The following is a 25,799-nucleotide window of genomic DNA, read 5'->3' on the forward strand; positions in this document are numbered from 1 at the left end:
GACCGATACCGCCGCTGTCGCTCAGGTACGTGTCGTAGTCGGCACTAGGGTTGGACCCGATGAGCGGTGTTTTCTCGCGTCTGGTGGGCCAGGACGTCGTCGAGGCGGAACTGGTGAGCGCGGCCGTCGCCGCCCGTGGTGATTCCACTCACAGCGGGTCGGCGGCCGATGCGGTCGGCGGCCGGATGACCCACGCGTGGCTGATCACGGGCCCGCCGGGGTCGGGACGGTCGATCGCGGCCCTGTGCTTCGCCGCGGCCCTGCAGTGCACCTCCGAGGGCGTCCCGGGGTGCGGCGAGTGCCGGGCGTGCACGACGACGATGGCCGGGACCCACGGCGACGTGCGGCGGATCATCCCCGAGGGGCTCTCGATCAGCGTCAAGGAGATGCGCGCGATCGTGCAGATCGCGTCGCGCAGGCCCGCCACGGGTCGTTGGCAGATCGTGGTCGTCGAGGATGCCGACCGACTGACCGAGGGCGCGGCGAACGCGCTGCTGAAGGTCGTCGAGGAGCCGCCGCCGTCCACGGTGTTCCTGCTGTGCGCGCCGTCGGTGGATCCCGAGGACATCGCGATCACGCTGCGGTCGAGGTGCAGGCACGTTGCGCTGGTGACTCCGCGGCTCGATGCGATCGCCCAGGTGCTGCAGGACACCGACGGGTTGCCCGAGGCGGATGCGCGGTGGGCGGCGTCGGTCAGCGGTGGGCACGTGGGCCGTGCGCGCAGGCTGGCCACTGACGGCGAGGCACGGCAGCGCCGTGAGCGGGCGCTGGGGCTGGCCAGGGACGCGGCCACACCCTCGCGGGCGTACGCCGCCGCGGAGGAACTGGTGGCGACCGCCGAGGCAGAGGCCAAGGCCCTGACCGTCGACCGCAACGAGGTCGAGACCGAGGAGCTGCGGACCGCGCTGGGAGCGGGCGGCACGGGCAAGGGCGCCGGGGGAGCGATGCGCGGGTCCGTCGGCGCGCTCAACGACCTGGAGAAGCGGCAGAAGTCCCGGCAGACACGCGCGTCGCGAGATGCACTCGATCGTGCGCTGATCGACTTGGCGACCTACTTCCGCGACGCGCTCGTCGTGTCCTCCGGGGCAGGGGCCGTGCAGCCGAATCACCCCGACATGGCCGACAAGGTGGCCGCGATGGCGTCGCACGTGCCGCCCGACCGGTTGCTGCGCTGCATCGAGGCGGTGCTGGAGTGTCGCGAGGCGCTGGCGATCAACGTCAAGCCCAAGTTCGCGGTCGATGCGATGGTCGCGACCGTGGGGCAGGCGCTGCGCGGCTGACTGCTGTGGGCGGGGCCTGGAATTGGGTCGGCGGCGGGGCCTGCCGTAGACTCTGCTGCGCCCGCTGCTCCGGCTCTTGCGTTCGCGCAAGTGCTTGAACGCGGGCACGCCGCCTTAGCTCAGTCGGTAGAGCGTCTCACTCGTAATGAGAAGGTCGGGGGTTCGATTCCCCCAGGCGGCTCACCCAAAGATCTCGCCGTCACGTCGACGGGTACACCCCGTCGAGGAAGTCCGCGACGAGTGGCAGCACCTCGCCGAGATGGGTCTCCAACAGCCAGTGTCCGCCGCCGAGCAGGTGGATGGGCGCGTCGGGCAGGTCCCGGCGGTAGGCCATCGCGGACTGCTCGGGCATGTAGCCGTCGTGCGGCCCCCAGACGATCAGCGTCTTCGGCTGGTGCTCCCGCAGGTACGCCTGTTCGTCGGGGAACCACGCGAGGGTGTTGGGCTGGTCCTCGAGCAGGCGGATGAGGTTGGCGATCCGCTGCGGGGTGTTCATCAGCGACCAGTGCAGTTGGGCGAGGTCGGGGCTGATGCGGGCCGCGACGTCGTCGGGCAGTTCGCCCTGGAACTCGCTGACGAAACCTTCGAGGGTGACGTGGTCGGCGATGCGTCGGCGTGCCTCGGGGCCGGGGTCGTTCCAGGACTTCTTGAGGAAGTCGTACTTGGGTCCGAAGGCGTCTTCGTAGATGTCGCCGTTCTGGATGATCAGCCCGGCCACCCGCTCGGGTGCGCTCAGGGCGAGCGGGAACCCGAACTGCGAGCCGTAGTCGTGCAGCCAGATGACGTAGCGGCTGAGGTTCAGTGTGTCGACGAACCGCCGGAGGAAGTGCGCGTACGCCGCGAAGGTGTAGTCGAAGTCGTCGGCCGAAGGCGTTGCGCTGTAGCCGAACCCGGGCAGGTCGGGTGCGATGAGCCGCCACCGGTCGCCGAGCCCCGCCATGAGATTGCGATAGACGAACGACGAGGCCGGATAGCCGTGGGGGAGCAGGACTACCGGTGCGTTGGGCGGCCCCGCCTCGCGGTAGAAGACGTCGACGCCGTCGACGATAATCCGGCGGTTGACGATGGGTGCGGACGCGGACTCCACGCTCATGTGTCTTTCCAACGCTCCAGCGCCTAAACGTCTTCCGCGAGTGCCTTCTCTGCGACGTTCTTGGCGGTGTTCGCGGCGGGGAAGCCGGCGTAGCCGCTGGCGTGGTAGACGACCTCGGCCAGCTCTTCGTCGGAAAGACCGTTGTTGCGGGCGATCTGGAAGTGCGCGTGCAGTTCGTCGGTGGCGCGCAGGGCGATGAGGATGCCGAGTGTGACGAGGCTGCGGTCGCGACGGCTGATGCCGTCGCGGGTCCAGAGCTTGCCGAAGATGCCCTCGACCCCGAGGTCCATCAACTCCGGTGCGAAGCCCTCGCGGAAGTCGACGTCGGCGTCGTCGTTGGGGATGACACCGGGCAGCAGCTCGCGGAAGACCCGAAGTCCTTCGGCGCGTGGGTTGGTCATGGGTTGAGCTTGGCACAGGGCTATTGGGTGCTACGAGTCGATCTCTGCCGGCCAGCCGGGGCTCGCTGGTTGTGTGGGAAAGTCGGAGCGCGGATGGCGCCCGGTGATGAGGAACGTCCGGCGGGCTTCATCGTCGGGAGCCTTCTGTACGCATTCCGCCATGTCGGCGTCGTAGGTAGGCCACTCGTCGGCGAACCCCGGCAGGGCAACTGCGAACGAGTTCAAGAACCCGGTGATCTTCCATTCTCCGAAGACATTGGAGGCGGGCGCCGGCCTCGGACCTTCCTGCGGAGTCGACGCGGCGGCACCCCGATCAGTCGGTGCCTTCATGTTGACCCGTATGACACCTATGCCGGGGAACGCCAAGCCGCGGTCGGCCGCGCTCTGAGACACGGAAATGGCATCGCCCTCAGGAGTGCGTTCGGCAACGGCGTAGTCGTAGCCACAGACGAGAGCGGTCGTATCCTCACCATTCTCCGCGACCCGCAGGATGTGTGACTTGTAGCTGCCGAGTAAGGGCGCTTGCTGGCGAGTGTTCAGGTTTGGCCATCGGTCCCATGCGCTTATCGATGGACTGCTCGGTTCATTCGGTAGAACGGCCCCTTGAAACCCGGCGTAAACGTCCTCGATTGAACCAGTGAATCCCGCTAGCAGCGTTGACTCGACGTAGGCGCGCAGGGGCACTGCCGGGCCTTCAACGAGATTCACGCCTGGCTCGCCGCCCCACGTGACCCGTAGCTCCGCCACTACGCCGTCCCACGCCGAATCGTCCACCGGGCCTTGTGTTGTTTTCGTCGAGGGCGAGCTTGGCGTGCAACCGGACAGGCTGAGCATCAGAGCCAGAACTACGCATACACGTCGACCGACAGAGTTCACCATTACGGGTTCGGATTCTTCACGAGATCCTCGTAGCCCTGCGCAATTTGGCCGACTGGATTGTTGTCCTTCCCGACGATGTTCCCCACCGTGTTGCTGAGAGTCGTCTCCCAAACATTCTCGGGCACCTTGACCCCATTGAACTCCCTGATCTCGGCGACGGTCCCGATCTTGTCACCTAGTTCTGGTCGGTTTGGGTCCACTGGTACGCGATATTCCGCGGGAATGTCAACGGGCACCCCCGCTGCAAGCAACGGGTTGAGCGTCATTTGAGCCGCTCCCGCATAACCCATGTTCGAAATGATTGGCGCGTCGGGCGCCGAACCAGGGGCGGGCCCTAGCCAGGCTTCTTGCATCGCTGACCCGACATGGTCGATACCTGCGCTGACGAAATCTCCTGCTCCCGGAATGAAATCAGCAACGTTCCCCGCGGCTTTGACGCCAAATTCATAGGACGACTTCTGACGTTCGTACGCGCGAACCTCGGCGTCGTGCCCGTTTAGCCCCTCGGCGAAGGCGGCGTTCGATGTTCCCACTTCGACTAGCCCACGTAGGTTGGCGGCATCAAGAAGATGCTTGTTGTAATTCTCTATGTCCGGCACACCATTCTTGACTGCTGCGGCGTACTCATTCTGGGCGGCGAGTCCCGCCGCATTTGCCTTCCCATTGAACCAATCCGAGGCTTCGGCGTCCGACGAGATGACCGAGAAGATTCCCTTGGCGATCGGCATGTCTGCATTCCCACTGTCCGGGGCATCGAAGCGATCTGTCTGATCTGCCGTCGAAAGGTCGGCAATATCGGGGATGTAGTTCCCGAGGCCGTGCGCGTATGCCTGAACTAGTTCAGGGTTGACCTGACCCAGAGTCTTGTCGCCAGGCAGATCGAGTAATTTCGCGTCGTTCTCACCTATGTAGGTTCCGTACTTTTCTGCGGTAGCCGCAGCGATGGTCTCTTCAGACGTTCCCTGAGCGTTCTCCGTCCAGCTGAACAACGATCCCGCCGCTGCGCCCTTGTCGTTCCACGCATGTTGATTCACGTCGTGGAGGAAGTCGTTGCCGTCGTCGCCATGTGTTCCAAGGAGGTGATCGTGGACAATCTGATGATCGCGCCCAGCCGATTCGAAGACGTCCTGTAGGACGACGTCATATTGAGGTCGGCCAGGCCCTTCCTGACCGTTGCTCTTCTCCCACAACGGCGCATCCATCATGCGGTCCGCCTTGCGCATCATTTCACGGTCGAGTTCGGTGCCGGTCTGATAGGTGGGACTGCCGTCTTTGATAATCGCTGCGATGTCTTGCACCTGCTGGTCGCCAAGAAGCCCAGGCGACTTGATGGCGTCTTGCACACTCTGCGGGAGGTTCCCAAACTTCTGGTCGTCCGGCGCTACCTGTCCCGTTTCGGCGTCAGAAAAGTCGATGTCGTCGTTGGTCATGAGTTGCCAAGAGTCACCGACGATCTTGCCGTGATCGCCCAGCCGTTCTTCGGCCGACTTCAAGTCGGCGACGCTCATACCCTTCATTTGCGTTTGCATCTGGCTCAAGTAGGCGTTTTGCTCAGGTGAGAGTGGTTTGGCGCCCGAGTTCTGCTCGGCTGTCATCGACTCGAACACTCCGTCGATCCGGGCGGCAGCTTCGTCGTCGCCGTCCTCGAGCGCTTTACGGACATCCTCTTCGGCGCGTTTCCCGAGTTCCTCTTCCTTCTTCTCTTCTTCGCTCTTCTCCTCGTCCTTTGGTTCGCCCTCTCCCTGCCCCTCCTTCGCGAACTTCTGACCCGTCCCAAGCGCCTCGTACTCGCCCTTGATCTTGTCGATCTCGCCCTTGACCTTCTGCATCTGGCCGTCGGTGTTGTTGATGACCTCGGTGAGCTGGCCCAGGCCCTTGCTGACGATGGTCATCTTCATGCGCTCGCCGGCCTGATTGTTCTGGGTGGTGGCCGCGGCGTCGTGCACCCACTTCTTCACCGAGTCGAGGTCGTTGCGGCCCGAGTTCACCAGGTTGGCGGCGTTGGTCACCTGGGTGCCCAGCTGCTTGTCGAGGTCGCCGATCGCGCCGATCACCCGCTGATGCTCGGTATTGGCTGCGCCGTAGGCCTCCGACGCGCCGCCCGACCAGCGCGAGCCGGGCGCGGCACCGTCCATGGTCGACTTCAGGTTGTGCAGCGTGCTGCTCTGGTCGAACTTCTCGCCGGTGGTCGGGGTGCCCTCGCCGTAGGTCTGGCGCGCCTGCGACCACGTCGCATCGAACCCGTCGATCACGCCCACTCGAAGCACCCCCCGACCGTCCCTACACCCGAACTTCGATTATCGCCGACGGCCGGGCAGGGCAAGAGCACTTGTTGTCGTTCCGGCGGCGTCATCGATTGTTGACGGGCCCGGGAGGACGACGCCAACCGGGCGCCGCCGGCCCGGAAACCGCTACTTCGGCGCGATGTACCCTACGGGTCCGGACGCGACGCACACCGACAGCGCCGACGTATTCGCCCGCACGTGCAGCGCGTCGCCCGCCCCCGAGAGCCGGACGAACACCCTGTTCAGACCCGGCCGCACCGGCACCTTCACCTCGCTGCCCTCCGACAGCGACAGCGTCATCGAGCCGTCGCTGTTGGCCAAGTAGTTGACCTCGGCCGTCCACTCCGACGGCAACAGCGGCCCGTCGAGCGGAATCCGCGCGGGCGCGTCCGGCTGCACCAGGTAGCCACATTGCGGCAGCGGACCCGGCTTCATGAACCGCACCCACGTCACCTTCGCGTCGAGCAACCGACCCGACATGTCGAGCATTCGCAGGTTCGTCGTCGAGTCGGCGAACTCGGGTCGGCCAGGCGAGAGCGCGAACACGTGGCTGGCCAGGTTCTCCGGCCACTGGATGCGCTGCAGGATCAGCGGATCGACCTCCTGATCGAGCATCGGTGCGTCCGACTCCCGCCCCGCCTGCGCGAGCGCTGCCGAGCCCGTCTCCATGTAGGCCTTCGTCGGGTTGTCCTGCCAGATGGCGTCGAACGTCGCGGTCGAGTACAGGCTGCTCCCCACGAATAGCGCTGCCAGACAAGCGATGACGACGTCCCGCGCACGCGATCGGTCCAGCCGGCCAGACGTCTCCCGGTTCGGTGCGCACAACCCCACTGCCGCCAGCAGGGCCAGCACGACCACCAGATCCGGCAGGTAGCGCAGCGCCTGCGCCAGCTCCAACGCAGTGAACTCCGAGGACCGCATCAGGTAGATCGGCACCTGGCACGCGACGGCATACGCTCCGGCCACTGCCCACACGGGTCCGATGCGCTGCTTGCGGGCCACGGTCACCGCAATGACGGCGGCCAAGGCCAACCATCCGAGCGCCATCACGACCACCGGCGGCGTCGCCCACGGCGAGGCCGGCGCCCACCGCTGCCAGTCCCACGGTCCGCCCACCAGACCCGGGACGATCCCGTGAGTCACTGAGCGCAGCAACAAGTCCCACGTCATGCCGAGGTCGAAGCTCCACCGCTGCTGATCGACCACCAGCAGGTACACGCCGACCCACGCCGCCGTCACCGCCAGGCACGCCGACCACAGCCGCACGCCGCGACGCCACGTCGTCCGCACCGCCGAACCGTCACCCGTCACGTGGACCAGCAGTGCGGTCACCGCGAAGGCCACGAACGGAATCACCGCGGCCTTCTCGAAGAACGTCAGGCCGACGAGGAACGCCACGGTCCCCGTGACGGCGTAGCGCCGATCGCCGGTGCGCACCAGCAGGACGGCGTCGGCGCACACCCACGCCAGCGCCGCCACCATCGGCAGCGCATTCAGCGCCGCGGCCCACCACGCGAACGACGGCAGGGCCAGCGGCGTGAACAGGGCGAAGGTCAGAGGCGCCAGCAGCACCGGCCGCCAGCCGAGCATCACGTGCAGCGCGCGCAGCAACGCCAACGACGCAATCAGCTGCAGGACCACCAGACTCAGCGCCGGCCCGATCCACTCCAACGGCGCCAACCGCGTGATGCCGCCCGCGATGAGGAACGCCCCTGGCATCACGTGACCGTCGTGGTCGTCGAACAGGTACGACGGCGACAGCAGCCCCTGCGTGCTGGCCCGCCCGGTGAGGATCAGGTCGTCCCAGTAGAAGTAGCCGTGGAACGCGACGACGGCCCGCACCGCCAACTGCAGCGCGATCAACGCAGCGGCGGCGTAGGGAACCCAACGGAACCCGGGCCTCTCTACTCCTGCCCGCCGGACGTCCACGTCCGCCGACTGTACGTGCCTCGGTATGGTGACCCGATGCGGACTCTCGTCACCGGCGCGGCCGGTTTCATCGGATCGACGCTGGTAGATCGCCTGCTGGCGGACGGTCACAGCGTCGTCGGCGTCGACGACCTCAGCTCCGGCAAGAGCACCAACATCACTGCGGCCGAGCAGAGTGACGCGTTCGAGTTCGCCAAGGCCGACATCGTCGAGGCTGATCTGAACGGGTTGCTCGCCGACGTGCAGCCCGAGGTCGTGTTCCACCTCGCCGCGCAGATCTCGGTGAAGCTCTCCGTCGACGACCCGCAGCGCGACTCGAGCGTCAACGTGGTCGGCACCGTCCGCCTGGCCGAGGCCGCGCGCAGGGCCGGTGTCCGCAAGATCGTGCACACCTCCTCCGGTGGCTCGATCTACGGCAAGAACCCGCCCGGTTACCCAACCACCGAGGAAATGCCCGTCGATCCCTCATCGCCATATGCGGCGAGCAAGGTCTGTGGCGAGGTGTACCTCGACATGTTCCGCAACCTCTACGGACTCGACTGCAGCCACATCGCGCCCGCCAACGTCTACGGCCCGCGCCAGGACCCCCATGGCGAGGCAGGTGTCGTCGCGATCTTCGCCCAGGCCCTGCTCGCCGGGCGACCGACCAAGATCTTCGGCGACGGCGGCGACACCCGTGACTACGTGTACGTCGACGACGTCGTGGACGCCTTCGTGCGCGCGGGCGGGGAGGCGGGCAGCGGCCTACGCTTCAACGTCGGCACCGGCGTCGAGACCTCGACGCGCGAACTGCACACGGCGATAGCCGCTGCCGCAGGCAAGCCCGACGACCCGGAACTGCACCCGCCGCGCCTCGGCGACCTCAAGCGGTCGCGGCTCGACATCTCCCGTGCGCGTGACGTGCTGGGGTGGGCGCCCCAGGTGGCGCTCACCGACGGTGTGGTCAGGACGGTCGACTTCTTCCGCGAGGACTAGCGGTCCTCCGGCGTCCGCGCCCCCTCCAGCGCGACAGCGCGCGCCAACTGCGCGTACTTCAGCTCGAGATCCTTGAACCGCATGTACGTGCTGAGCGTGGTGAACAGGAACACGATGATCAACGCGTAACCCAGCAGATCCGAACCACGGTCGACGCCAAGCCAATTCGCGAGCACGGTCGTGTCGTCGGGCCGCAGGATCGCGTACACCGCTGCGATGACGAACACCACGTAACCGACCTTGACCCAGGCCCTGGCCTGCGCGCTGCGCCGCGACCTCAGCAGGTACACCAGCAGCGTGATCACCGCGGCGATCAGCAGTGCCTGAATCCAATTCATCGGCGCATCCTCCTGCGCATCAGCCCGTCGAAGACGATGTTGACGCCGTTGACCAACGGCTGGCCCTTCGACATCGAGTAGTCGGTGTAGATGATCTCGACGGGTTCTTCTGCCACCCGCCAACCGTTCTCGACGATGAGCGAGATGAACTCGCTGGCATGGCTCATGCCGTTCATGGTCAGGTTCAACCCGTCGGCCACCGTCCTGCCGAACACCCGCAACCCGTTGTGCGCGTCGGTCAGGCCGAGCTTGCGGCTGGCCGGGCTGAGCTTGGCGATCAGCGGGAACAGGACCCGCCGCAGCGGCGGCATCCTGGTCGGCACCTGCCCGCCGAACCGCGTTCCGACGACGACGTCCAGGTCGTCGACCGACAGCCGGTCGATCATCCGAATCACGTCCTTGACCCGGTGCTGGCCGTCGGCGTCGAACGTCGCGAACACCGCCGCACCCGGCCGGCTGCGCGCGTACTCGACGCCGGTCTGAATCGCCGCGCCCTGACCGAGGTTCACCGGATGACGCACCACGTGCGCGCCCGCCCGCAGCGCCCGCTCACCGGTGTCGTCGGGGCTGCCGTCGTCGACGCAGACCACGTTGGGGAAGACCGCGCGCACGTCGGAGACGACGTCGGCGATGACGCTCGCCTCGTTGAAGGCTGGGATGACGATCCACACGTCGTGGTACGCACTGTCCGGAGTGTCGATGCGGAACAAGCTACACGCTCAAGCTGCCGAAACCCTGCGTAGCGCGACCAGGTGCACGACGATTCCCACGACCGGCCCGCACATCAGCGCGACCACCGTCCGAGTCTCCAGATCCAGGGGCAACAGCAGCAGCAGCGTCGACGCGAGCGTGGCTCCCACCCAGCCGACGGCATACGCCCGGTGCAGTGCCGCCGCGACCGCGGCGGCGCCGGTGAGCGTCAGCAGCGCGATGGCGATCGCGGCCGCGGTGAACCACGCGAGCAGCCCGCCGGCCGCCTGGTACTGCGAGCCGAACGCCGTCTGCAGCAGCCAGGGTCCGGCCAGACCCGCGACCAGGACCGCCAGGGCGCCGAGCCCGCAGACCACCAGCGCGGGCACGAGCAGCGCTCGCAGGCGGGACTCCCGCTGATCGACGAAGTGGGCGATCAGGTTGCCCTGCATCGCCGTCAGCGGTACCAGCAGCGGAGCCCGGGTGAGCGTGACCGCGAGGATCACCACCCCGCCTGCCGCGCCGAGATCCGACGAGGTTGCCCTCAGCAGCACCGGAAACCCCATCACGAGGATCGCGCTGGCGCCCGCCGCGGCGATCGAGTGCGTGGCGCCACGCAGGAACGTCCAGACCGTCCCGGGGGTGAGGATCCGTGCCGCGGCGCGCGCCGCAGGGGAGGCAAGCAGCAGGAGCAGCCACGCCATCGACCCGGCGACCGTGGCCCACAGGTAGCCGACCAGCTGCCATCCGATCAAAAACGTCGCGATCGCCACGGCCACCCGCCCGATGGCGTCGCCCACGATGAGCGTCCCGTACTGACTCCACCGGTTCACCCCGGCCAGCACGCCGAGCAGCGTCGCGTGCACGCAGAACCCGGCGATGCCGATCGCCAGCAGCGCCACGCTCAGCCATCGGGCCTCGACGAACACGTGGCTCGACCACACCGGCGCGGTGATCCCCACTGCCGCTGCCGAACCCAGTCCCACCAACAGCGCGACCCGCATCGGGTGAATTCGTGGTCCCGTCAGTGCCTCGGGATCGACGCCGGCTTGCAGCGTCTCGCGCACCTCGCGGGTCGACTCCTGCAGCAGACCGTTGGCCGCGCCTGCCAGGAGCCCGAAGGCACCCCAGAACACCGCGAACACCGAGAACCCCGCGGGCTCCAGATCGCGGGCGGCCAGGTAGAGCACAACGTACCCGCACAGCGCGCTGACGGCGGTCGCGATGCCGACGCGGACGACACTGCCCCGGGTAACCGGCCCCAGTGCGGCCGCCGCGCCGTCGCTCACAGATCCGGCAGGGCGGTGGAGTACAGCCAGGCCTGCCACAGTGGTCGCAGCGGCTTCTCGGAGTACTTGGCCGCCAGACCCGTGAAGTCGTCGGTGACCGCCGTCGCGTGCCGATGCCGGGTCGTCCAGTCCCGCAACAGGTCGAAGAACGCGTCGTCGCCGATCGCGCGCCGCAACACGTGCAGGGTGATCGCACCGCGCTTGTACACCCGGTCGTCGAACATGTCGCGCGGCCCCGGGTCGGCCAGGAGCAGGTCCTCCCGCGACGACGCCAGGCGCTGGTAGTAGTGCTTGGCCCACTCGTCGGCGCTGCGCCCGCCGGACTCCTCGGACCACAGCCACTCCGCGTAGCAGGCGAAGCCCTCGTGCAGCCAGATGTCACGCCACCGGCGCGCGGTCACCGAGTTGCCGAACCACTGGTGAGCGAGTTCGTGGGCGATCAGGCGCTCCGACTTCCCGTGCCGATCACAGTGATTGGCGCCGAAGATCGAGATGCCCTGCGCCTCGAGCGGGATCTCCAGGTCGTCGTCGGTGACCACGACGGTGTAGCCGGTCGCCAGCGGATAGGGGCCGAACAGCTTGACGAACAACTTCATCATCTGCGGCTGATGAGCGAAGGCGTGCTCGAAGTCGTGCCGAAGCCGGTGCGGCACGGCGGCTTTCATCGGAACCGGACTCTTCGTCATCCGGTGCTCGTCGTACATCCCGATTTGGAGGGTGATCAGGTAGGTCGACGTGGGCTCGGCCTGCTCGTAGGTCCACGTCGTCATCGCCGCGCGCGTGCGCTTCGACGTGAGTTCGCCGTTGGCCACCGCGCGGTAGGGGTTGTCGGTGCTGATGGCGATGCGGTAGCTGGCCTTGGCGCTCGGGTGGTCGTCGCACGGGAACCACGATGCGGCGCCGTTGGGTTGGCCCGCGACGAGCGCGCCGTTGGTCAGCTCCTCGAAGCCGACCTCACCCCACATCGAGCGGATGGGACGCGGATTGCCGGCGTAGCGCACCTCGATCGACAGCGCCGCGCCTGCGGGCAGGGCCGACCCCAGCGTGACGTGCAGCTTGTCGTGCGACGTGCGGAACGACTCGGGGCGACGGCCGTTGACGGTCACCTTCGAGACCGACAGCGCGTGCGAGAGGTCCAGCGTGAACGTCTGCAGTGACGCCAGGGTGGTCGCCGTGATGGTCACCGCACCCGAGAGCCGGTTGGCGTTGACCTTGTAGGCGAGGTCGAGGTCGTACCGCGACACCCGGTAGCCGAAGTTGCCGTTGCCGGGCAAATAGGGATCGATGACCGGCGCGTGCCTTCGCGGGTGCTTCTTCACGCGGCGTTCTTCTTGGGCTTCTGCGCCCGCTCGGCGCGTTTCTTGCGCAACGGATTCCACGGTGCGATCGGGTTGCCCTGCCACCGCGACGAGGGCGGCACCTCGTCACCGCGCATCACCAGCGAGGCCGGGCCCACCGTGGCGCCGGCGCCGATCCGGGCAGCGGGCAGCGCCACGCAGTGCGGTCCGAGCGTCGCTCCGTCGTCGAGTACCACGGTGTCCATCCTCATGATGCGGTCGTGGAACAGGTGGGTCTGCACGACGCAGCCCCGGTTGACGGTGGCGGCCGGGCCCAGGGTCACCAGGTCGGCCTCGGGCAGCCAGTACGTCTCGCACCAGACGCCGTTGCCGATGGAGGCGCCGAGCCCCCGCAGCCACCAGTTCATCACGACGGTGCCGCTGGCCGCGCGGGCGAACCAAGGCGCCGCGACGACCTCGACGAACGTGTCGGACACCTCGTTGCGCCAGACGAACGACGACCACAGTGGGTGTTCGATGGCGTCGATGCGCCCGATCACCGCCCACTTCGCGATGACGGCGATGGTGCCGGCCACCGCGCCGGCGACCAGCAGGATCGCCCCGCCCGCCAGCGCGGCCCATAGGTAGCCGGCGTCGGTCACCAGCCACTGGAACGCGAGCAATACGGCCACGCCGATTCCGAACGTCACCATCATCGGGATGACGCGGCACGTCTCGACCAGGGAGCGCATCACCTTCAGCCGCGTCGAGGGCTCGAACGTCCGCAGCGCGTCGGCCGCGGTCGGCTTGCGCCGCAACCGGATCGGCGGACTGCCCAGCCACGACGACCCGGCCTTCGCCTTGTGCGGCGTCGCGCTCAGCACGGCCACGAGTCCGTCGTCGGGCACCCGGCGGCCCGGTTGCGTGATCCCGGAGTTGCCGAGGAACGCGCGCTTGCCGATGGTCGCCTTCGCGACGTGGATCCACCCGCCGCCGAGTTCGTAGGACGCGACCATGGTGTCGTCGGCCAGGAACGCGCCGTCCTCGACGACCGTGAACTTCGGTGTCAACAGCGCGGTCGAGATCTCGGTGCCCTTGCCCACCGTCGCCCCGAGTAGACGCAGCCACCACGGTGTCAGCAGGCTGGCGTACAGCGGGAACAGGTAGTTGCGGGCCATGTCCATCAGCCGTTCGGTGGCCCAGAGCTGCCAGCCGACGCGGCTGCGCACCGGGTGGTACCCCTCGCGCAGGCCGACCGCGAGCCCGCGGACGCCGAGCACCGTGAGGCCTGCATAGACCACGATCGCGAGCAGGGCCGCCACGGGCGTCCACAGCAGCGCCGGTCCGATGGCGTCGCTCACCGACGCGGTGTCGTGCACGGCCCACCCCAGTACGGCCAGACCAGAGGCGAGCGCCAGTAGCGGGACGCCGCCGAGCAACACCGACGTCACGCCGTACACCGCCACCCAGACCGGTGCGCGGGGCGGCCGCTCGTCGGGCCACGGATGGCGGGCCTTGCCCGACTTCATCGCGGGCGAGCCCTTCCAGTACTGGCCGGCCTTGACCTTGCCGACCACGCCCGAACCCGGTGCGACGTCGGCGTTCTTGCCGACGCTCGCGCCGGGCAGCAGCGTGGTGCGCGCGCCGATCGTGGCGTCGTTGCCGACGTCGATGGGGCCGACGTGGAAGAGGTCGCCGTCGATCCAGTGCCCGGTCAGGTCCACTTCCGGCTCGATCGAACACCGGTGGCCGAGGGTGAGCATGCCGGTGACCGGCGGTGCGGAGTGCAGGTCGACGCCCTTGCCGACCCGGTTGCCCAGCGCCCTGGCGTAGTACACCAGCCAGGGTGCGCCCGCCTGGTTCTCTGCTCCGCTGGCCTCGCCGAGACGTTCGGCCAGCCACACCCGCAGATGGACCGAGCCGCCGCGGCGGTACGTCCCGGGTTGGAGCCCGCCGAGCAGCATGCGGGCGCCGAGCACCGCGATGCCCATCCGGCCCGGCGGGGTGACGAACAGGAGGAAGCCGGCGAGGATCCACCACCAGCCGATCGGCTGCGTCCACGGCACGCCGATCGACGCGCCGACGTTGTTGAGCAGGGCCAGCCACACCAGCCACTGCATGCCGGTCAGCGTGGCCAGGGGCAGCGACAGGGCGACCTGCGCGACCTGGGTCGCCGTGGACACCGGCCGGACGGTGCGGATCTCCACCTTCGGGGGCGGCGCGAGTTCGTCGAGGTAACCGGCCAGCGAACCCAGCCGCGGATGGTCGTAGAGGTCGGCGACCGTCACCTGCGGGTAGCGCCTGCGCAGCGCGGCCACCAACTGGGCAGCCGACAGGGAGCCGCCGCCCACGGCGAAGAAGTCGGCCTCGGGACCGTCGATGGGGGCGGCCAGGATGTCGCGCCACAGCCCCGCGAGCCAGCCCGTCGTGCCTGCGAGGTCGGGATCGTCGGCAGCGGTGTCGCCCTCGATCGGCCACGGCAGCGCGTTGCGGTCGACCTTGCCGGAGGTGCGGGTGGGCAGTTCGTCGACCAGGACGAGGCGCGGGACGAGTGCAGCGGGTAGCGATTCGGCGAGTGCGATGCGGGCCGCAGCCACGTCGAACGCCGGGTCCGCGCTGGCGACGTAGCCGACCAGCAGCGGGGTGCCGCTCGCGGTCTTGCGCACGGCTGCGGCGCCGCCGCTCACTCCGGGCAGGTTGACCAGGGCGGAATCCACCTCGCCGAGTTCGATGCGGCGGCCCCCGACCTTGACCTGGTCGTCGGCGCGGCCCTGGAAGTACAGCCCGTCGGCCTCCAGTCGGACGAGGTCGCCGCTGCGGTAGGCGCGCGGCCACTGCAGGGTGGGCATCGGTGCGTACTTCTCGGCGTCCTTCTCGGGATCGAGGTAGCGCGCCAGTCCCACCCCGCCGATCACCAGCTCGCCGACCTCGCCCAGCGCGACGGGGATGCCGGAGGCGTCGACCACCGCGAGGTCCCAGCCGGGCAGCGGTAGGCCGATGCTGACGGGACCCTTGCCGTCGAGCGGTGCCAAGCAGGCGACGACCGTGGCCTCGGTGGGGCCGTAGGTGTTCCACACCTCGCGCCCGTCGACCGCGAGCCGTTCGCCCAGTTCGGGTGGGCACGCCTCGCCGCCGAAGATGAGTAGCCGCACGGCCTCGAGCGCCTCGGCAGGCCACAGCGCTGCGAGGGTCGGCACGGTGGACACCACGGTGATGTCCCGCGACACCAGCCACGGCCCCAGGTCCATGCCGCTGCGCACCAGCGACCGGGGCGCGGGCACCAGGCAGGCGCCGTGCCGCCATGCCAGCCACATCTCCTCGCACGACGCATCGAAGGCGACCGAGAGCCCGGCCAGCACCCGGTCACCCGGGCCGAGCGGGTTGTCGCGCAGGAAGATCTGCGCCTCCGCGTCGACGAATGCCGCGGCATTGCGATGGGTGACCGCGACGCCCTTCGGCGTTCCGGTCGAGCCGGAGGTGAAGATGATCCAGGCGTCGTCGCGGACCATCGGCTTCCCCGCGCGCCACCCGCGCGACGAGCCGTGGCCGCGGACCAGACCCTGTTCGGTGATGACGCCGACCACACCGGCCTCGCCGAACACCAGCGCGGCGCGCTCGTCGGGATCGTCGGCGTCGACGGGAACGTAGGCAGCGCCCGCCGCGAGCGTCGAGAGGATCGCCACGTACAGCGCGTAGCTGCCCGACGGCATCCGGATGCCGATGCGGTCGCCGCGTCCGATGCCCCGCTGCGCCAGCCAGGCCACGCTTTCCTCGACGTCGGCAACTAACTCGGCGTAGGTGAGCTGCACGTCCCCGTCATCGAGAGCAGGCGCATCGGGGTGACGCTCGGCGGTGGCGTAGAGGATGTCGATGAGCGTCCGCGGTGGCGGCGCCATCTCCGAGAGCAGGTACTGAGCCGGAATCCCGAGTAGGTCTTGTCCCTGGAGTTCGACGTCGCCACTCTCTGCTGTCACGGCTACAAACTACTAAGCGCGCGGTGGCCGCCGACGCGCGCCGCACCGTGGCGGTACCACCGGTCCATCCCGATGAACTCGCCCTGATCGGAACCCTCGTCGATGCCGGACTCCGTCGCTAGCCTCGCGGAGGTGCGGCTCTTCGTGGCAGATCAGACAGGCAGTGACCCCGGCGACCTCAGTGAGTTGACGGCGGGCGGCGGGCCGGTGGTCCGATTGACCGCGCCGGACCTGCAGCGCGCCAAGCGGCGCACCGACCGAATCCACGCCGACGGCGCCGACGTCGCGGTCATCTTGGACGTCGCCGTGGCGGTCCCCGGTGACTTCCGGTCCATCGGCGACACCGGGACCGTGCATTACGCGGGCACCGTCGCCGGGTTGACGGGTCTGATCGCCGACATCGACTCGGCAGGCGTCGCCGACGGGGTGACACTCGTCCCCTCCACCGCTCTGGAACCCGAGCAGCTGCGTCGGCTGGGCCACGACGTCCTGCGCCTGCTGACGGATCGGGACCAGAAATCCGCATGACGCACTGATGCAGGCGTTGCATTAGTCGCTGCCAAATTGGTCTTGGACATGTATCGGTGGGGGCAATAGCGTTGGGCGCGTGACAGCAACCATCGCCGAGTCCACTCGACTCACCGGACAGATGCTCATCGCAGGCAAGCTCGTCACCGGCACCGGGCAGGAGATCCGCGGCTTCGACCCCGCGAACGGAACCCTGCTCGACCCCGGCTACCGCTACGGCGACGAGGCTAACGTCGACGCCGCCTGCGCAGCGGCCGCCGAGGCGTTCGGCCCCTACCGGGCCACGACCTCCGAGCAGCGCGCACGCTTCCTCGAATCGATAGCCGCCAATCTGGAGACCATCGCCGCACCCCTGATCGCCCGTGCCGTCGCCGAGAGCGGCCTGCCGGAGGCCCGGATCACCGGCGAGGTCGGCCGCACCACCGGCCAGCTGAGGCTCTTCGCCGCCATCCTGCGCGAGGGCAGCTGGACCGGAGCCCGCATCGATCCGGCACTGCCCGACCGCAAGCCGCTCCCGCGTCCCGACATCCGCCAGCGGGCCATCCCGCTCGGGCCCGTCGCGGTGTTCGGCGCCAGCAACTTTCCTCTGGCCTTCTCGGTCGCCGGCGGCGACACCGCGTCGGCTCTGGCCGCGGGCTGCCCCGTCGTCGTCAAGGCGCACGACGCCCACCCCGGCACCTCCGAGCTGGTGGCCCGCGCCATCACCGACGCCGTCACCGCCGAGGGCCTGCACCCGGGCACCTTCTCGCTGCTGTTCGGTTCCGGCCCGGGCCTCGGCACCGCACTGGTGACCGACCCGCGGATCAAGGCCGTCGGCTTCACCGGATCGCGTTCGGGCGGACTGGCGCTCGTCGCCGCGGCCGCAGGCAGGCCCGAACCCATCCCGGTGTACGCCGAGATGAGTTCGGTCAACCCCGTCTTCCTGCTCGACGGCGCCCTGGCGACCCGCGGCGGCGACCTCGGCCGTGCGTTCGTCGGCTCACTGACCATGGGGTCCGGACAGTTCTGCACCAACCCCGGCCTGGTGATCGCCGTCGACGGGCCCGGCCTCGACGCCTTCGTCGCCGCAGCACGCGACGCACTGAGCCAGTCGTCGGCCACCCCGATGCTCACCCCGGCGATCGCGAAGAGCTACGCATCCGGCGTCGACGCGCTCTCGGCCGAGGCCGATCTGGTGGAGCGCGGCGCCGACAGCGACAACCCCGTGGCCTGCCGCCCGGCCTTGTTCAGCACCGACGCACCCACGTTCGCCGGCTCCGAGGTGCTCCAGGGCGAGGTGTTCGGCTCGTCGAGCATCATCGTCCGGTGCGCCGACGTCGACGAGATGTCCACCGTCGCAGCAGGTCTCGAAGGACAGCTGACGGCCACGGTGCACGCCGACGACACCGATCTCGACGCGGCGCGCGCATTGCTCCCGACTCTGGAGACCAAGGCGGGCCGAATCCTGTTCAACGGCTGGCCCACCGGCGTCGAGGTCGGCTACGCCATGGTGCACGGCGGCCCGTTCCCTGCGACGTCGGACTCCCGGACCACCTCGGTGGGCGGACGTGCCATCGAGCGCTTCCTGCGGCCGGTCGCCTACCAGGACGTGCCGAAGGCGTTGCTGCCCAGCGCCATCGCCGATGGCAACCCCGACGGGTCATGGCGCCGGATCGACGGCGAACTCACCCGAGACTGAACATCGGCCGGAGGACTCCGGCTCACCCATCCACCCGCCAGAGCCACTCACATTCCGTGAAAAGGAGTTCCGCCATGCCCGCTTCGCCCCTCGATGGAGTCCTGTTCTTCCCCGTCACACCGTTCACCGAGACCGGTGAGGTCGACCTGACCGCGCTCGCCGAGCACGTCGGCCGGGGTATCGACGCCGGCCCCGGCGGTGTGTTCATCGCCTGCGGCACGGGGGAATTCCACGCACTCGAGTCGAACGAGTTCGCGGAGATCGTGCGGACCGCCGTCGAGGTGGCAGGTGGACGGGTGCCCGTCTACGCCGGTGCGGGCGGATCCGTCGCGCAGGCGAAGATCTTCGCCCGCCTCGCTGCCGAGGCCGGTGCCGACGGCCTGCTGCTGCTGCCGCCGTACCTGGTGACGATGCCGCAGGAGGGCCTGATCGCCTACACCCGCGAGGTCGCAGGCGCGACCGACCTGCCGGTGATCGTCTACAACCGGTCCAACGCCCGCTACACCGAGGCCTCGGCCATCGAGGTCGCGAACATCCCGAACGTGGTGGGCTTCAAGGACGGCACCGGCGACATCGACCGGGTGGCCAGGATCGTGCGCGCCGTGACCGATGCGCTCGCCCCGACCGGCAAGCCGTTCCAGTTTTTCAACGGCCTGCCCACCGCCGAGGTGTCGCAGCAGGCGTACCGCGCGATCGGCGTGACGCTGTACTCGTCGGCGACGTTCGCGTTCGCCCCCGAATTGGCACTGGCGTTCTACGACGCACTCGAGCGCGGTGACGAGCCGCGTACCGCTGCGCTGCTGCGCGAGTTCTTCCACCCGCTGGTTCGACTGCGCGACACCGTGCCCGGCTACGCCGTCTCGCTCATCAAGGCCGGTGTGACGATGGAGGGCATCGAGGCCGGTCCGGTTCGCGCGCCGCTCGTCATGCCCGCCCCCGAGGACCTCGACGAGCTGACCCGCATCGTCGCCGCGGGTCGAGCGGTGCTGGCAGACGATCTCGTCGCGTCGCGCTGATGGCGGCTCCGATTCGGGTCACCGGGGCGCGGATCACGCCCGTCGCGTTCGTCGACCCACCGCTGCTCAACACCGTCGGCGTGCACCAGCCGTACGCACTGCGCGCGATCATCCAGCTCGACACCGATGCAGGCCTGGTCGGGCTGGGGGAGACCTACGCCGACGTCGTGCACCTGCAGCGGCTGGAAGCGGCCGCCGACGCGATGGTCGGTCTGGACGTGTTCGCGCTCAACCACATTCGTGCAGCGATCTCGGATCGGCTCGGCGGCGACAGCACTGGTGACGGCTCCGGCCTGGCCGGGATGATCACGTCCGCCAGCGTGGTGGACCGGGTCTTCTCCCCGCTCGAGGTGGCCTGCCTCGACGTGCAGGGGCACGCCACCGGGCGACCGGTCTGCGACCTCCTCGGCGGTGCGGTGCGCGACGCGGTGCCGTTCAGCGCGTACCTGTTCTACAAGTGGGCCGCCCACCCCGGCGGTGCACCCGATTCCTGGGGCGAGGCGCTGGACCCGGCGGGCATCGTCGCCCAAGCCAAGCGCATGATCGACGAATACGGCTTCACCGCAATCAAACTCAAGGGTGGCGTCTTCCCGCCCGACGAGGAGATGAAGGCGATCGAGGCGCTGCGCGAGGCCTTCCCCGATCATCCACTGCGGTTGGATCCCAACGCCGCCTGGACGCCGCAGACGTCGGTGAAGGTGGCCGCCGGACTGGCGGGCATCCTGGAGTACCTCGAAGACCCCACGCCGGACATCGCGGGCATGGCCGAGGTCGCCGCGCAGGCGCCGATGCCACTGGCCACGAACATGTGCGTCGTGGCGTTCGACCACCTCAAGCCCGCGATCGCCGAGCGGGCCGTCGGCGTCGTGCTGTCCGACCACCACTACTGGGGTGGGTTGCAGCGGTCGCGGTTGCTGGCGGGCATCTGCGACACGTTCGGACTGGGCCTGTCGATGCACTCGAACTCGCACCTGGGCATCAGCCTCGCCGCGATGGTGCACCTGGCCGGCGCCACCCCCAACCTGTCGTACGCATGCGACACGCATTGGCCGTGGAAGACCGAGGATGTGGTGAAGCCTGGCGTGCTGGCGATCCGCGACGGTGCGGTCGCCGTGCCGACGACGCCGGGCCTCGGCGTCGAGATCGACGACGAGGCGCTGGGCGCGCTGCACGAGCAGTACCTGCGGTGCGGGATTCGCGACCGCGACGACACTGGCTACATGCGCAGCATCGACCCGACCTACGAGGCGATCAGCCCCCGCTGGTGAGAACCGCCGCTCTACACTGATGCACGACCGCCAACGAAGGCGGCCTGGTTGATACTGGGAGTGCATCGGTGTTTTCGCTGGCTCGGTTGTCATGCTTCATCGCCGTCGCGGAAGAACTGCACTTCGGCCGGGCGGCCGAGCGCCTGCACATGACGCAGCCGCCGCTGAGCAGGCAGATCCAGCAGCTCGAAGCCGAACTCGGCGTCCAGCTCATCGACCGCACCACCAGGACGGTCACGCTGACGCCCGCCGGCGTCGCGTTCCTGCCCGACGCGCGGCGGATCCTGCAGCTCGCCGAGGGGGCGGCGCAGACCGTGAAGCGGGTTCCCGCAGGCGATCTGGGCACCGTGGTCGTGGGGTTCACCGCGGCGTCCGCGCACGCCGTGCTGCCGCGGCTGCTCGAGGCGGCCCGCGCGAAGCTGCCCGACGTCAAGCTCGACCTGCGCGAGATGGTCACCGCCGCCCAGATCGAAGGTCTGGTCACCGGCGAGCTGGACCTCGGCATGGCGCGGCCACCGCTGAAGCGGCCCGGACTGGTGTCGCGTCCGCTGCTGCACGAGCAGCTGATCGCCGCGCTGCCGAAGGGCCACCCGCTGACCGAACTGGGCAGGCAGCTGACGCTCAACGACCTCGACGGCCAGGACGTCGTCATGTACTCGCCCGTGCAGGCCCGCTACTTCAACGAACTCCTGATCAGCACGTTCACCATCGCGGGCGCGACGCCGCGGTACGTGCAGACCGTCACGCAGGTCCACACCATGCTGGTGCTGGTCCGCTCGGGCATCGGCATCGCGCTGGTGCCCGCGTCGGCGGCCACGCTGCACCCCGAGGGCGTCGAGTTCCGGTCGATCGGCGCGTTCCGCGAGAGGCCCGTCGAACTCGACGCCGTATGGCGCAGCGACAGCACCAACCCCGCGCTCATCCGGCTGCTGCGCGACGTACTGCCCCAACGCGAGTGGACCACCGACGACCTCGTCGACGAGTTCGTGGGGAACTAGCTACACGCGGACAGCGGGCTCCACCACCGGCGTGACGAGCCGGCCGTTGGCGAGGAACTCCTCGAGGTTGCGCAGCGTCAGGGCCTCCATCGCGGCGCGCGTCTCGACCGTGCCGCTGCCGACGTGGGGCAGCAGTACGACGTTGTCCAGCCGCAGCAGTTCGACGGGCACCTCGGGCTCCTCGGCGAACACGTCGAGCCCGGCGCCCGCGATGCGTCCCTCGGTCAGCGCGCGCACCAATGCGGGCTCGTCGACGACGCTGCCGCGCGCGATGTTGATCAGGTAGCCGTCGGGGCCGAGGGCCTCTAGCACGTCGGCGCCGACGAGCTTGGCCGTCCCGCTTCCGCCCGCCGCCGCAATCACCAAGACGTCCACCCGGCGGGCCAGCTCGACGGGTGAGCCGACGTACTCGTACGGGGAGTCGTCGACGACGTGGCGGTTGTGGTAGGAGATCGTGCAGCCAAAGGCGTTGAGCCGCTTGGCGATCGCGCTGCCGATGCGGCCGAGGCCGATGATGCCGACCTTCCTGTTGCTCACCTGACGGGTCAGCGGGTAGTTGCCGTCGACCGGCCAGTGCCCCGCGCGCAGGTAGCGGTCGGCGGCGCTGAACTGACGCATCGTGTCGATCAGCAGGCCTACCGCGGTGTCCGCCACGCAGTCGGTCAGGACGTCGGGGGTGTTGGAGACTCCGACGCCGCGCTCGCGTGCCGCGTCGACGTCTGTGGTGTCGTACCCGACGCCGAAGTTCACCACCGCGCCGAGGTTGGGCAGCGCAGCCATCAGCTCTGCGTCGACACCGGTGCGGCCGGAGGTGACGACTGCGCCGACGTCCGCGCCGAACCGGTCGAGGAACTCCGTCCGCGCCTGCTGATCGTCGGGTAGTTCCAGGGCGTCGTAGGTGCTGCGCAGGGTCTCCGACAGGGATGGCTTGAGCGGCCCCACCTGCAGCACGCGGCGTGGCGTGCGGTCGCCTGGAACGGGGGTCGTGGGCACGGCTGTCTCCTCGGGTGGCTGGAATGCCTGTACTTACCTTAAGGATGCGCGCGAATACCTGTCCAACTCGGAATTAGCATGACTTGATACCGAAGGGGCATAACTGCGGGAATCGGGGCCGCTGCCGGGTATCAACAACCCGTCTGCGGATGCATCGACCCAGCTCAAGCCATGTTTTTAGCCATGATCACGACAGCCGATCATGCCCAAGAATGGCCGTCGGAGCCCCTCCGAGGTGGGTTGACGCTGTTCCTCGGCCACTCATACGGTGTGTCTACCGTCACAGACCTCATCCACATACGTGGACGTCACAGCCCGACATGGAGGAAAACATGGCCGCATCTTCGATGCCTGCGCCACATCGGCGGACCCGCCGCGCAGGAGTCACCGCACTCGCGGTGGCCGGCGCCTGCCTCGTCGCCAGTGGGTGCACGGTCGCGAACTCCGGATCCGGCGGCTTCGACACCAACACGTTGCGCATCGTCCTGTCCCAGGAACCGCCGACGCTGGAACCCTGCGAGAGCTCGCTGACCTCCACCGGCATCGTGGTCCGGTCGAACATCACCGAGCCCCTCATCGAGCGCAACCCCACCAGTGGCGACCTGGAGCCCCTGCTCTCGACCGGATGGCGTCAGACCTCGCCGACGGAGTGGACGTTCGACGTCCGCAGCGGCGTCACCTTCTCCGACGGCAAGCCGTTCAGCGCCAAGGACGCCGCCTACTCGATCGATCGCGCCGTCAACTCCGACTTGGGTTGCAACGTCGATGGATACGTCTTCGGCGACGAGAAGCTGAAGATCGCCACCCCCGACGACGCGACGCTGACCGTCGCCACCGAGCAGCCCGATCCGATTCTCCCGCTGCGCATCTCGTTCGTCGAGATGGTGCCCGTCGGCACCAGCATGACCGAGAAGGTGCGCGAGCCGATCGGCACCGGGCCGTACGCGATCGCGGACTGGGAGTACGGGCAGAAGCTGATCCTGGCCCGCAACGACGCCTACTGGGGTCCAAAGCCGGCGTTCCCCCGCGCCGAATACCAGTGGCGCAGTGAGGGCAGCGTACGCGCGGCCATGATCACCAATGACGAGGCCGACATCGCCACCTCGCTCGGCCCGGAGGACGGCGCGGGCGACCGCGGCGTCCCGTTCCAGAACAACGAGACCACCGCGCTTCGCATGCAGGCCACCGAGGCCCCGCTCGACGACATGCGGGTTCGCCAGGCCATCAACTACGCGGTGAACCGCACCGGCATCGTGAAGGCGCTGTTCCGCGGCCTCGGCGATCCTGCCTCACAACTGATTCCGTCCGGCGTCGTCGGATACAACGACCAACTGCAGCTGTGGCCGCACGACGCGGACAAGGCCAAGGAACTCGTCGCCGACGCGAAGGCCGACGGCGTGCCCGTCGACCGTCAGATCCGCCTCATCGCCCGCACCGCGCAGTTCCCGAAGATCGCCGAGACCGTCGAGGTGCTGCAGAGCGAGTTCACCGACATCGGGCTCAACGTCAAGATCGAGATGATGGACACCGCCAGCCAGCTGCAGTACCAGCTGCGGCCGTTCCCTGCGAACACCGGCCCGTACCTCCTGATGATCATGCACGGCAACCAGGCCGGCGACGCCGCCTTCACGATGGACCAGTACATGCTCAGCGATGGGCCGCAGAGTGCCTACGGCACAACGGAGTTCGACGCCAAGATTCGCGCCGCGGAAGCCCTCACCGGCCAGGCCCGCCAAGACGCCTTCGCGAAGCTGTTCGCCGAGGAACCCCAGGAGATCATGCAGATGGCCTACATCGCCCACATGAAGGGCATCCTCGGCAAGTCCCCGCGCGTCGACTACACCCCGAACTCCGCCACCGGTGACGAGATGCGGCTGTCCGAGATGACCGTGTCCGCCGATGGCACCGGCGACCCGGTCGATCCCGCTGTCTCCTGAGCCACTGCCGACCAACTCCACGACCAGGAGATCAGCCCATGTTCTCGTTCGTCCGGCGCCGGATGTACACCAGCGCACTGCCCCTCATCATCGTGTTGCTCGGCGTGTTCCTGCTCGCCCGCCTCACCGGTGACCCGACCAACCTCTACCTGCCCGAGTCGGCCACCGCCGATCAGCGTGCCGAGTTCGCCGCCAAGAACGGCTTCGACCAGCCGATGCTGACCCAGCTGGTCGACTACTTCAAGGGCGTCCTGCACCTCGACTTCGGCACGTCGCTGCGCACCGGGGAGTCGGCGTCGTCGATGGCGTTCCGCGCCTTCCCGGCCACCCTGCAACTCGCGTTCGCGACGATGCTGCTCGCGATCGTCGGTGCCGTGATCATCGGCTGTTGGGCCGCCTACCGACCCAACTCGCTGGCCGACCGCTTCTCCAGCCTGCTGTCGATGACGGCGGCGAGCATCCCGGACTTCTGGTTCGCCATCACCGGCGTCTGGCTCTTCGCGGTGCTCATGGGCTGGCTGCCCACCTCCGGCACCGACGCGGGCGTGCTGTCGTGGATCCTGCCGATCGCCACGCTGATGATCCGACCGCTCGGCGTCCTCACGCAGGTGGTCAGGGGCGCGATGGTATCGGCACTGTCGGCGCCCTACGTACGGCTCGCCCGGAGCAAGGGCGCCAGCGACTTCCGCGTCGTCACCCACCACGCGCTGCGCAACGCCGCAGCCCCCGCGCTCACCGTCGCAGGCGATCTCGCCGTCGGCCTCATCAACGGCGCGGTGGTGGTCGAGGCGATCTTCGGCTGGCCCGGTATCGGCAAGCTCATGATCGACGCAATCCTGCAGCGCGACTTCGCGGTGCTCCAAGCCGCGGTCCTGCTGACCGCGGTGAGCATCTTCGTCCTCAACATCGCCATCGACGCCTGCTACGCGCTGCTCGACGCACGCGTGCGGGAACCGGCCAAGGTCTAAGGG

The 25,799-nt window shown here is 68.6% G+C and carries 20 protein-coding genes and 1 tRNA gene; 10 read left to right on the forward strand and 11 right to left on the reverse strand.

Going from position 1 to position 25,799, the window contains the following annotated elements:
• Positions 1 to 59: 59 nt before the first annotated feature.
• Positions 60 to 1,280 carry a DNA polymerase III subunit delta' gene (locus G6N61_RS22705; protein ID WP_163921359.1) on the forward strand — a complete coding sequence of 407 codons (1,221 nt, stop codon included), beginning with the start codon at positions 60 to 62 and terminating at the stop codon, positions 1,278 to 1,280.
• Positions 1,281 to 1,388: 108 nt separating this feature from the next.
• A tRNA-Thr gene (locus G6N61_RS22710) sits at positions 1,389 to 1,461 on the forward strand.
• Between the two features lie 18 nt (positions 1,462 to 1,479).
• On the opposite strand, the gene G6N61_RS22715 is transcribed toward G6N61_RS22710, so the two are convergent.
• The 5 genes from G6N61_RS22715 to G6N61_RS22735 all read right to left on the reverse strand — a co-directional run bounded on the left by G6N61_RS22715 (position 1,480) and on the right by G6N61_RS22735 (position 7,867).
• Complete coding sequence (locus G6N61_RS22715; protein ID WP_163921361.1) at positions 1,480 to 2,373, reverse strand: alpha/beta fold hydrolase; 894 nt, start codon at positions 2,371 to 2,373, stop codon at positions 1,480 to 1,482.
• Positions 2,374 to 2,396: 23 nt separating this feature from the next.
• Positions 2,397 to 2,774, reverse strand: a complete 378-nt coding sequence (locus G6N61_RS22720) for a carboxymuconolactone decarboxylase family protein (RefSeq protein ID WP_163921364.1) — start codon at positions 2,772 to 2,774, stop codon at positions 2,397 to 2,399.
• A 30-nt stretch (positions 2,775 to 2,804) separates the two neighbouring features.
• Positions 2,805 to 3,548 (reverse strand): hypothetical protein, encoded by a 744-nt coding sequence (locus G6N61_RS22725; protein ID WP_163921366.1) that lies wholly within the window; start codon positions 3,546 to 3,548, stop codon positions 2,805 to 2,807.
• A gap of 104 nt (positions 3,549 to 3,652) precedes the next feature.
• Complete coding sequence (locus G6N61_RS22730) at positions 3,653 to 5,911, reverse strand: TPR repeat domain-containing protein (protein WP_163921369.1); 2,259 nt, start codon at positions 5,909 to 5,911, stop codon at positions 3,653 to 3,655.
• 153 nt (positions 5,912 to 6,064) lie between these two features.
• On the reverse strand, positions 6,065 to 7,867 hold the full coding sequence (locus G6N61_RS22735) for a hypothetical protein (protein WP_179973509.1): 1,803 nt from the start codon (positions 7,865 to 7,867) through the stop codon (positions 6,065 to 6,067).
• A gap of 36 nt (positions 7,868 to 7,903) precedes the next feature.
• Between G6N61_RS22735 and G6N61_RS22740 the strand changes: the two genes are divergently transcribed.
• Positions 7,904 to 8,842, forward strand: a complete 939-nt coding sequence (locus G6N61_RS22740) for an NAD-dependent epimerase/dehydratase family protein (protein ID WP_163921372.1) — start codon at positions 7,904 to 7,906, stop codon at positions 8,840 to 8,842.
• On the opposite strand, the gene G6N61_RS22745 is transcribed toward G6N61_RS22740, so the two are convergent.
• Genes G6N61_RS22745 through G6N61_RS22765 form a run of 5 tightly spaced genes read right to left on the reverse strand, consistent with a single transcriptional unit; the run spans position 8,839 to position 16,332 of the window.
• A complete protein-coding gene (locus G6N61_RS22745; protein WP_163921375.1) occupies positions 8,839 to 9,180 on the reverse strand; it encodes a DUF2304 domain-containing protein in 342 nt (113 codons plus the stop codon). The two genes, G6N61_RS22740 and G6N61_RS22745, sit on opposite strands and share 4 nt — an antisense overlap.
• On the reverse strand, positions 9,177 to 9,890 hold the full coding sequence (locus tag G6N61_RS22750) for a polyprenyl-phospho-N-acetylgalactosaminyl synthase PpgS (protein WP_276078573.1): 714 nt from the start codon (positions 9,888 to 9,890) through the stop codon (positions 9,177 to 9,179). Before G6N61_RS22750 ends, G6N61_RS22745 begins: the two co-directional genes overlap by 4 nt.
• A 9-nt stretch (positions 9,891 to 9,899) precedes the next feature.
• Positions 9,900 to 11,159: an MATE family efflux transporter gene (locus tag G6N61_RS22755; RefSeq protein WP_163921378.1), complete on the reverse strand. Its 1,260-nt coding sequence runs from the start codon at positions 11,157 to 11,159 to the stop codon at positions 9,900 to 9,902.
• Positions 11,156 to 12,478 carry a M1 family metallopeptidase gene (locus tag G6N61_RS22760; RefSeq protein ID WP_163921381.1) on the reverse strand — a complete coding sequence of 441 codons (1,323 nt, stop codon included), beginning with the start codon at positions 12,476 to 12,478 and terminating at the stop codon, positions 11,156 to 11,158. Before G6N61_RS22760 ends, G6N61_RS22755 begins: the two co-directional genes overlap by 4 nt.
• Positions 12,475 to 16,332 carry a Pls/PosA family non-ribosomal peptide synthetase gene (locus G6N61_RS22765; RefSeq protein WP_163925034.1) on the reverse strand — a complete coding sequence of 1,286 codons (3,858 nt, stop codon included), beginning with the start codon at positions 16,330 to 16,332 and terminating at the stop codon, positions 12,475 to 12,477. Before G6N61_RS22765 ends, G6N61_RS22760 begins: the two co-directional genes overlap by 4 nt.
• A 222-nt stretch (positions 16,333 to 16,554) precedes the next feature.
• Here G6N61_RS22765 and G6N61_RS22770 point away from each other — a divergent pair, with 222 nt between their 5' ends.
• The 5 genes from G6N61_RS22770 to G6N61_RS22790 all read left to right on the forward strand — a co-directional run bounded on the left by G6N61_RS22770 (position 16,555) and on the right by G6N61_RS22790 (position 21,898).
• Positions 16,555 to 16,938: a hypothetical protein gene (locus G6N61_RS22770; protein WP_407666293.1), complete on the forward strand. Its 384-nt coding sequence runs from the start codon at positions 16,555 to 16,557 to the stop codon at positions 16,936 to 16,938.
• A gap of 121 nt (positions 16,939 to 17,059) precedes the next feature.
• Positions 17,060 to 18,616, forward strand: a complete 1,557-nt coding sequence (locus G6N61_RS22775; RefSeq protein WP_163925035.1) for an aldehyde dehydrogenase (NADP(+)) — start codon at positions 17,060 to 17,062, stop codon at positions 18,614 to 18,616.
• A gap of 74 nt (positions 18,617 to 18,690) precedes the next feature.
• Positions 18,691 to 19,632 carry a 5-dehydro-4-deoxyglucarate dehydratase gene (locus tag G6N61_RS22780; RefSeq protein WP_163921389.1) on the forward strand — a complete coding sequence of 314 codons (942 nt, stop codon included), beginning with the start codon at positions 18,691 to 18,693 and terminating at the stop codon, positions 19,630 to 19,632.
• Positions 19,629 to 20,900 (forward strand): glucarate dehydratase family protein, encoded by a 1,272-nt coding sequence (locus G6N61_RS22785; RefSeq protein WP_179973707.1) that lies wholly within the window; start codon positions 19,629 to 19,631, stop codon positions 20,898 to 20,900. Before G6N61_RS22780 ends, G6N61_RS22785 begins: the two co-directional genes overlap by 4 nt.
• Positions 20,901 to 20,968: 68 nt before the next feature.
• Complete coding sequence (locus G6N61_RS22790) at positions 20,969 to 21,898, forward strand: LysR family transcriptional regulator (RefSeq protein WP_163921396.1); 930 nt, start codon at positions 20,969 to 20,971, stop codon at positions 21,896 to 21,898.
• Here G6N61_RS22790 and G6N61_RS22795 read toward each other — a convergent pair whose 3' ends face one another.
• Complete coding sequence (locus G6N61_RS22795; protein WP_163921399.1) at positions 21,899 to 22,891, reverse strand: 2-hydroxyacid dehydrogenase; 993 nt, start codon at positions 22,889 to 22,891, stop codon at positions 21,899 to 21,901. It abuts the gene before it with no gap.
• 332 nt (positions 22,892 to 23,223) lie between these two features.
• On the opposite strand from G6N61_RS22795, the gene G6N61_RS22800 reads away from it, so the two are divergent.
• Complete coding sequence (locus G6N61_RS22800) at positions 23,224 to 24,828, forward strand: ABC transporter substrate-binding protein (RefSeq protein ID WP_235887262.1); 1,605 nt, start codon at positions 23,224 to 23,226, stop codon at positions 24,826 to 24,828.
• Between the two features lie 38 nt (positions 24,829 to 24,866).
• Positions 24,867 to 25,796, forward strand: coding sequence for an ABC transporter permease (locus G6N61_RS22805; protein ID WP_163921402.1), 930 nt, complete (start codon positions 24,867 to 24,869; stop codon positions 25,794 to 25,796).
• Positions 25,797 to 25,799 lie beyond the last annotated feature (3 nt).

Source organism: Mycolicibacterium arabiense (assembly GCF_010731815.2).
In the GTDB taxonomy this organism is placed as follows: domain Bacteria; phylum Actinomycetota; class Actinomycetes; order Mycobacteriales; family Mycobacteriaceae; genus Mycobacterium; species Mycobacterium arabiense.

Bases quoted from the DNA above. Each gene is read 5' to 3' on its own strand.
- G6N61_RS22720 (WP_163921364.1), bottom strand. From the start codon at position 2,774: ATGACCAACCCACGCGCCGAAGGACTTCGGGTCTTCCGCGAGCTGCTG.
- G6N61_RS22780 (WP_163921389.1), top strand. From the start codon at position 18,691: ATGCCCGCTTCGCCCCTCGATGGAGTCCTGTTCTTCCCCGTCACACCG.
- G6N61_RS22740 (WP_163921372.1), top strand. From the start codon at position 7,904: ATGCGGACTCTCGTCACCGGCGCGGCCGGTTTCATCGGATCGACGCTG.
- G6N61_RS22805 (WP_163921402.1), top strand. From the start codon at position 24,867: ATGTTCTCGTTCGTCCGGCGCCGGATGTACACCAGCGCACTGCCCCTC.
- G6N61_RS22800 (WP_235887262.1), top strand. From the start codon at position 23,224: ATGGCCGCATCTTCGATGCCTGCGCCACATCGGCGGACCCGCCGCGCA.
- G6N61_RS22715 (WP_163921361.1), bottom strand. From the start codon at position 2,373: ATGAGCGTGGAGTCCGCGTCCGCACCCATCGTCAACCGCCGGATTATC.
- G6N61_RS22745 (WP_163921375.1), bottom strand. From the start codon at position 9,180: ATGAATTGGATTCAGGCACTGCTGATCGCCGCGGTGATCACGCTGCTG.
- G6N61_RS22775 (WP_163925035.1), top strand. From the start codon at position 17,060: ATGCTCATCGCAGGCAAGCTCGTCACCGGCACCGGGCAGGAGATCCGC.
- G6N61_RS22765 (WP_163925034.1), bottom strand. From the start codon at position 16,332: ATGGCGCCGCCACCGCGGACGCTCATCGACATCCTCTACGCCACCGCC.
- G6N61_RS22705 (WP_163921359.1), top strand. From the start codon at position 60: ATGAGCGGTGTTTTCTCGCGTCTGGTGGGCCAGGACGTCGTCGAGGCG.